Here is a 7,279-nt window from a genome sequence, read left to right as displayed (position 1 = left end):
GCCCTTCATCACACGCTTGCCACAGATACGAATTTTCATTGATTTCACACTCACTTTCAGATGTAGATTTTATGTGTTCACCTCGGGCCGAGGCGTTCTATTAGCAGTGTAAATCAACAAGCGCATTTCCAAGCGCAATGCAAGTTTGACATCTGCGCGATTTTGTATTACAATAAATTGCCTATTGTCAAAAGACAGCAAAGCGGAGCTCCGCTTTTTCAATTTGCAAAAGGAGGTAGCGCAATGGAAGGGAAACACGAAGCCGCCCGTGCGCCTCGAAGAAACCACAGAAGGAGCGGCGCCGGCATGACGGCGCTGAAGGTGCTCGGCACGCTCCTGGCCATCGGCGTCTGCACGGCGCTGATGTTCTTCGGCATTTTTATGAAGTATGTCCACACCACGCTCGAGCCGGTGCTGGACGTGGATATGAGCGCCATCACGCTCAACCAGAGCTCGGTCATCTATTATCAGGACAAGAGCACGGGCGAGTGGAAGGAGCTGCAGAAGATCCACGGCACCGAGGACCGCACGAACATTGAATTTTCCGACATCCCCGACCATGTCTGGCAGGCTCTGGTGTCCATCGAGGACCAGCGCTTCTTCCAGCATCACGGCGTGGACTGGAAATCGACCGGCAAGGCGGTGTTCACCATGCTCACCGGCGGCGGAACGCAGCGCGGCGGCTCGACCATCACCCAGCAGGTCATCAAGAACGCCACCGGCAACGATCAGCCGACCATCAAGCGCAAGGTGACGGAGATCTTCCAGGCGCTGCGCTTCTATAAGAATTACTCGCGTGAGGAGACGCTGACATTCTACCTCAATCTCGTCTACTTCGGCAACCGCTCCTACGGCATTCAGGCGGCCGCCGAGAACTACTTCGGCAAGGACGCCAAGGACCTGACCGTCGCCGAGGGCGCGGCCATCGTCGGCATCACGCAGTACCCCTACCTCTACGACCCCTCCCGTCAGGGCACGCTCGACAGCGGCAAGACCTTCCGTGAGAAGAACAAGGAGCGGCAGGAGACGGTGCTCGACAAGATGCACGAGCTCGGCTATCTGGACGACGCGGAATACGAGGCGGCGGTCAACGAGCCGTTGGTGTTCGTGTGGGACGACAACTATGTGCCCTCCGACAGCTCGAAGGAGAAGGTGGCGGAGACCGCCGCGGAGGAGTTCGATCCGTATCTCGTCGAGCAGGTCTTCAACGACGTGGTCGACGCGCTGCACCGCGAGAAGAATTACTCTGAGGAGGTCGCCAAGAAGCTGCTCTACACCGGAGGCTATCAGATCTACGCGACCATCGACCCCGAGCTGCAGAGCATCGTGGAGAAGGTCTACGCCGATACGAGCAACCTGCCCTATACCTCGTCCAAGGGCGAGCAGCTGCAGTCCGGCATGACTGTCATCGACAACGCCACGGGCAACATCGTGGCGATGGCGGGCCGCGTCGGCGAGCGCGAGGGCCGCTTCCTCTTCAACTACGCGACCGCCACCCGCCCCTGCGGCAGTGCCATCAAGCCCATCGCGGTCTACGCGCCCGCGCTGGATACCGGCATCATCACGCCGGCGACGGTGCTCGACGACTATCCCGTGCGCCTGCAGGCGAACGAGAACGGCACGGAAAAAGCGTGGCCGAAGAACTCCTACAGCGGCTACAAGGGTCTTATCACGCTCCAGACCGCGCTGCGCGTGTCCACCAATACCACGGCGGTGCGCGTGCTCGAGGCGCTCTCTCCGTCCGTGTCCTACGACTTCATGACGCAGAACCTCGGCTTCACCACGCTGGTCAACAGCGATCTCAACTCCGCAGCGCTCGGCCTCGGCGGCCTGACCTACGGCGTGAACACGGTCGAGATGGCGGCGGCGTACTCCGCCTTTGCCAACAACGGCGTGTATACAAGGCCGCGCACCTACATCGAGGTGCGCGACAACAAGGGCAACCTTGTGCTGGAGAACAAGCAGGAGTCGTGGGTGGCGATGAAGGAGTCCACCGCGTACTCGATCAATGAGCTGCTCAAGGGCGTGGTGCGCAGCGGCACCGGCACCGAGGCGGCCTTCTCCGGCATGACCATCGCCGGCAAGACCGGTACGACCTCCAGCAACTATGACCGCTACTTCGTCGGCTATACGCCGTACTACACCGCGGCGGTGTGGATCGGCTACAACCATAATGCCAGCATCCGCGCGAACGGCAATCCCGCCGCGCAGCTGTGGAAGAAGGCCATGAGCGAGGCGCACGAGAACCTGCCCAATCAGAATTTCAATGGGAGTACCGCCGACATGACGCAGGTGACGGTCTGCACCCGCACGGGGCTTCTGCAGGGCCCGGGCTGCACCGATGTGCAGACGGTCTGGGTGGCGGCGAGCAACGCGCCCGCGCTGGTGTGCGACGGTCATGTGGCGGTGAACCTCTGCACCGAGAGCGGCAAGCTCGCGACCGAGTATTGTCCCGCCGAGTGTGTGCAGAGCGTGAATGCGATCGACTTCACGACTGAGAATCTGACGGCGGCGTGGGGCTATGAGCGCACGACGATCCTCCTGCCGCTGAGCGCGGCGGAGTACGAGGCGTATGCCGCGCAGCAGGCCGCCGATCCGACGTTTGTGATCCCTGCGGGCAAGCCCGTTCAGGCGAACGACAGCGGCAGCGTGTTCAGCGATCTGATGATGCTCGGCCCCTGCACGCTCCACCAGTACGTCGAGCCGGAGCCGACGCCGGGCGAGGGCTATTACGACGAGAACGGCAACTGGGTTCCGGCCGGCGAGACCGACCCGACCGACCCGACCGATCCGGAGGGATCGGAGGAGGTGTCGCCGGAGCGGGGAACGGATTTCCTCAACTGGCTGCTCAACACCGCGGCGTAAAATTGAACGGAAAAAGGAAGGCTCACATCGAGCCTTCCTTTTTTGTACGCAGCACCTGGGCGGCGAGCAGCAGGAGCAATGGAAAGAGCACCATGCCCGCTACGCCGAAGGCGCGGGCGCCGAGGTACATCGCCATGAGCGAGGCGATGGGCGGCAGCCCCGCCTGCGCGGCGACGAGCTTCGGCTCGGTGATGCTGCGCACGGTGAGTGTGCAGAGGTAGAGGATGACGAGCGCGGCCCCGCGCGGCATCGAGCCGAGCAGCAGCTCGGCGAGTGCCCATGGAATAAGCACCGTTCCGGTGCCGAATACCGGCAGCGCGTCCACGAGCGTGATGAGAAAGGCGGCGAGCAAGGAGTAGCGCTCGCCCAGCAGCCAGAAGCCGGCGAGGAGCTGGCAGAAGGTGAGGGAGCAGAGGATTGCCTGTGCGCGCAGCCAGCGCGTGAGCGAGTGCGTCACGCCGTCACGCCAGAAGCGCAGCCGCTGCTGCGCGCGAGGACTCAGGCGGCGTTTCGCCGCCGCGCAGAGCGTGGGATAGGAGGCGGCGAGGAAGAAGACGGCAAGCAGCGTTGTTGCGGCGAAGAGTACCAGCGCCGGCACGGCGGCGGCCATCGAGCCGAGCAGGGCGAGGGCGCGGGAGGCGAGACCGGCGAGCGCCGTGCTGCCGTAGGCCGCCCAGTCGGAGAGCTCGGCGGTCAGAAGCTCCCGCAGCCAGTCAGGACAGAGCGCGCCGTAGGCGCGCAGCCGATCGAGCAGTCCGCCGGTCAGCGCGGGCAGCGCGTCGAGCAGCGTCGGGAGCTGGGTGAGGAAGGCGGTCGCCTCGGTGAAAAGCGCCGAGAGCAGCAGCGAGAGGAGACCGCCGAGGAGAAAGAGCAGAAAGAGCGTCAGCAGCGCGGCGGAGAAGCCGCGCTTGAAATGAACGGTCCGCCGCAGGAGGAGAATGACCGGCTCCATCGCGCGGGCCGCGGCGAACGCGAGAAGAAAGGGCAGCAGCCACCAGAGAAGATAGCGGAGAAAGAGATAGAGCGCTGCGGCGAGCACGGCATAATAGGCGCCGGTGAGCAAAAACTCCTTTTTTTGTTCGCTCTGCAAAAAGACCGGCCTCCTTCCTGTCGAATGTTATAGGAAAAAGCTACTTGCTCTCTGTGGATCGTTATGGTATCATATCTCCATAAAAGGACAAATGCCCACGGGAGGAGAACGGGACATGGGGAAAAAGACAAAATTCTATCTGGTCGCTGCGGATGCGCTGCCGGAGATCTTTCTCAAGGTCGCCGAGGCCAAGCGGATGCTTCACGCGGGCGAGGTGAGCACGGCGGGCGAGGCCGCGAGGCAGGTCGGCATCAGCCGCAGCGCCTTTTATAAGTATCGCGACAGCGTGCAGCCCTTCAACGACATGAAGACCGGACGCATCATCACGTTCTACGCTCTGCTCAAGGATAACCCGGGCGTGCTGAGCAACGTTCTTTCTATTTTTGCCGGTTCGGGCGCAAATATACTCACCATCAACCAGAGCATCCCGACAAACGGCTGCGCCGCCGTGACCATCTCGGCGGAGACGAGCGATATGCGCGAATCGCTCGAGGAGCTCATCGCCAGCGCTGCGGAGACGGCGGGCGTGGTCAAGTTTGAGATCCTTGCGGGCTGAACCCGCAGGGAGGGTACGGCATACAATGAGTCAGCAGACTGCTTGCAGTTTGCCGACTCATTTTTTTGCTGGGTAGAGAAGGGGGCTGCTATGGGCCTTATCGTACAGAAATTCGGCGGCAGCAGCGTGCGTGACCGCGAGCGGCTGCTGCGCGCCATGAGGATCGTCCGGCGCACCTGGGAGCAGGGGGACGACGTGGTGGTCGTGCTCAGCGCGCAGGGCGACACGACCGACGCGCTGCTCGCGCGCGCCCGCGAGCTGACGGAGGAACCGCCGCTGCGTGAGCTGGACGCTCTGCTCGCCACGGGGGAGACCGCGAGCGTGGCCCTCGGCGCGATCGCGCTTGCCTCGCTCGGTGTGCCGGCAGTCTCGCTCTCCGGCTGGCAGGTGCCGGTCGGGACGGACGGCACGCACGGCGGCGCGAACGTGAGAAGCGTGGGCGCGGAGCGCATCCGGCAGGAGCTGGCGCAGCGGCGCGTCGTGCTCGCGGCAGGCTTTCAGGGCGTTGACGCGGCGGGAGACGTCACCACGCTCGGGCGCGGCGGCAGCGACACGAGCGCCGTGGCGCTCGCGGCCTTTCTCGGCGCGGAGCGTTGTATCATTTATACGGACGTGGACGGCGTTTATACCACCGATCCGCGCGTGTGCCCGACGGCGCGGCGGCTCGCCGCCGTCTCCTGCGACCAGATGCTCCGCCTTGCCGCGAACGGCGCGCAGGTGCTCCATGACCGTTCGGTCGCGCTGGCGGCAAGGCACGGCGTGACCGTCGAGGTGCGCTCGTGCGAGGAGGGGAGCGTCGGCACGCTCGTCGTGCCCCGCGCGGAGAGCGGGGAGGTCACGGGCGTCACGCGCTCGCGCCGCGGGGAGGTCACGCGCGTGACGGCCATCGGGCGCGCGCTGCCGTCGCTCGCGGCGATCCGTGCGGCGGTCTCGGCGCTGGAGACGGCGGGCATTACGGTCCTCGGACTCGAGGAGGGCGAGCAGCGCGTCACGCTGCTGGTGAAGCGGGACGACGAGGACGCGGCGCTCTGCGCCGTACACGACGCGCTTGTGCCGTGGTGAGGGAAAGCGGCGGTTTGCGCGGCGAAGGCCGCCGCAAACCGCCCTTTCCTGTGCCTGCCCCTGTTGACCGATGGCGAAAAAAACGGATTTTTCATCCGCAGAAAAGAATCCGTTGCAATTTCGACGGGAATATGTTATCCTACGCTAAACCGGTCTGCGCTGCGCGAGCAGCCAATCTCAACAGGCCGGATGCTTAGGAGGTTATCTACTTGGACCCTGCTGACCCGTTATTGCCAAAAATTCTGGTACTGGTCATACTTATTCTCATCAACGCATTCTTTGCCGCGGCGGAGATCGCGGTCATCTCGCTTTCGGAAACGAAGCTGCGCAAGCAGGCGGAGGAGGGCGACAAGAAGGCGAAGAAGCTGCTTGTGCTCATGCAGGCGCCGGACAGCTTTCTTTCCGCCATTCAGATCGCCATCACACTCGCCGGCTTCCTGTCCTCGGCCTTCGCGGCGGACAGCTTTTCCGATCCGCTCGTGCATTGGCTGACGGTGGACAAGGGCTTCACGGCCATTCCCACCTCGACGCTCAACACGATCATGGTGGTGCTCATCACCATCGTGCTCTCGTACTTCAGCCTTGTGCTCGGCGAGCTGGTGCCCAAGCGCATCGCCATGAAAAAGACCGAAGCGGTCGCCCGCTTCACGGTCGGTGCGGTGACGAGCGTGGCGGCGGTGTTCCGACCGGTCATCTGGCTGCTCTCCAAGTCCACGAACGGCGTATTGCGCCTGCTGCACATCGACCCCAAGGCCGATGAGGAGGACGTGAGCGAGGACGAGATCCGCATGATGGTGGACCTCGGCGAGGAGCGCGGCGCAATCGAGTCCAATGAGAAAGAGCTCATTGACAACATCTTTGAATTCAACAACACGACCGCCGAGGACGTGATGATCCACCGCACCGACATGGTGATGCTGTGGGTCGAGGACACGCGTGAGGAGATCCTCGCGACGATCCGCTCGTCCGGCCTGTCCCGCTTCCCGGTCTACGAGGAGAACGCGGACGATATCATCGGCATTCTCTCCACGCGCGAGTATCTGCTCAACGCGCAGGCGGAGGCGCCCAAGCCCATGCGTGAGCTGCTGCGCCCCGCGTATTTCGTGCCCGAGTCCGTGCGCACGGACGTGCTGTTCCGCGATATGCAGAGCAAGAAGGTGCACATGTCCATCGTGGTGGACGAGTACGGCGGCACGAGCGGCTTGGTGACGATGGAGGATCTTCTCGAGGAGATCGTCGGCAACATCTATGACGAGTTCGACCCGCAGGAGGAAAAGGACATCGAAAAGGTGGGCGACAATCTCTGGCGTGTGGCAGGCTCGTGCGAGCTTGAGCGCGTCGCCGAGGCGACGGGCGTGCAGTTCCCCGAGGACGAGGAGTCCGACACGCTCGGCGGACTGGTGTTTGCCCAGCTCTCGTTCATTCCCGAGGACGGCAGCCAGTTCACGGTGGACGCCTGCGGCCTGCACATCGAGGTGCAGAGCTTCAACGAACGCCGCGTGGAATGGGCGCTGGTCTCACGGCTCCCGGAGGAGGAAACGCCCGAGGAGCAGGAGAAATAAACAAAAAAGAAACAGCAGCTTGAAAAAGCTGCTGTTTTTTTGCAGAAAGCACTTGACTTACGTGCTTGACTTTGATAAAATAAGGCGCTTATATGTGAGAGTATGCGCAAAGCGAACCCTCACCCATTGCCACAAGGATAGCAC

Annotated in this window: 5 protein-coding genes; 4 read left to right on the top strand and 1 reads right to left on the bottom strand. The window is 63.0% G+C overall.

Translation table 11 applies throughout. From position 1 onward, the window contains the following. Positions 1-306: 306 nt before the first annotated feature. On the top strand, positions 307-2,865 hold the full coding sequence (locus KQI17_RS11095; RefSeq protein ID WP_216496289.1) for a transglycosylase domain-containing protein: 2,559 nt from the start codon (positions 307-309) through the stop codon (positions 2,863-2,865). Positions 2,866-2,887: 22 nt separating this feature from the next. Here the strand turns inward: KQI17_RS11095 and ytvI are convergent, their stop codons facing one another. After that, positions 2,888-3,955, bottom strand: coding sequence for a sporulation integral membrane protein YtvI (gene ytvI / locus KQI17_RS11090; RefSeq protein ID WP_216496288.1), 1,068 nt, complete (start codon positions 3,953-3,955; stop codon positions 2,888-2,890). 115 nt (positions 3,956-4,070) lie between these two features. Here ytvI and KQI17_RS11085 point away from each other — a divergent pair, with 115 nt between their 5' ends. The 3 genes from KQI17_RS11085 to KQI17_RS11075 all read left to right on the top strand — a co-directional run bounded on the left by KQI17_RS11085 (position 4,071) and on the right by KQI17_RS11075 (position 7,135). Beyond that, positions 4,071-4,511 (top strand): ACT domain-containing protein, encoded by a 441-nt coding sequence (locus KQI17_RS11085; RefSeq protein WP_022017931.1) that lies wholly within the window; start codon positions 4,071-4,073, stop codon positions 4,509-4,511. Between the two features lie 90 nt (positions 4,512-4,601). Then, positions 4,602-5,573: an aspartate kinase gene (locus KQI17_RS11080; RefSeq protein WP_216496287.1), complete on the top strand. Its 972-nt coding sequence runs from the start codon at positions 4,602-4,604 to the stop codon at positions 5,571-5,573. A 209-nt stretch (positions 5,574-5,782) separates the two neighbouring features. After that, positions 5,783-7,135 carry a hemolysin family protein gene (locus tag KQI17_RS11075; protein WP_253285797.1) on the top strand — a complete coding sequence of 451 codons (1,353 nt, stop codon included), beginning with the start codon at positions 5,783-5,785 and terminating at the stop codon, positions 7,133-7,135. Positions 7,136-7,279 lie beyond the last annotated feature (144 nt).

Source organism: Oscillibacter sp. MSJ-31 (assembly GCF_018918025.1).
GTDB lineage: Bacteria > Bacillota > Clostridia > Oscillospirales > Oscillospiraceae > Hominicoprocola.
This window is presented reverse-complemented; position numbering and strand designations above follow the sequence as displayed.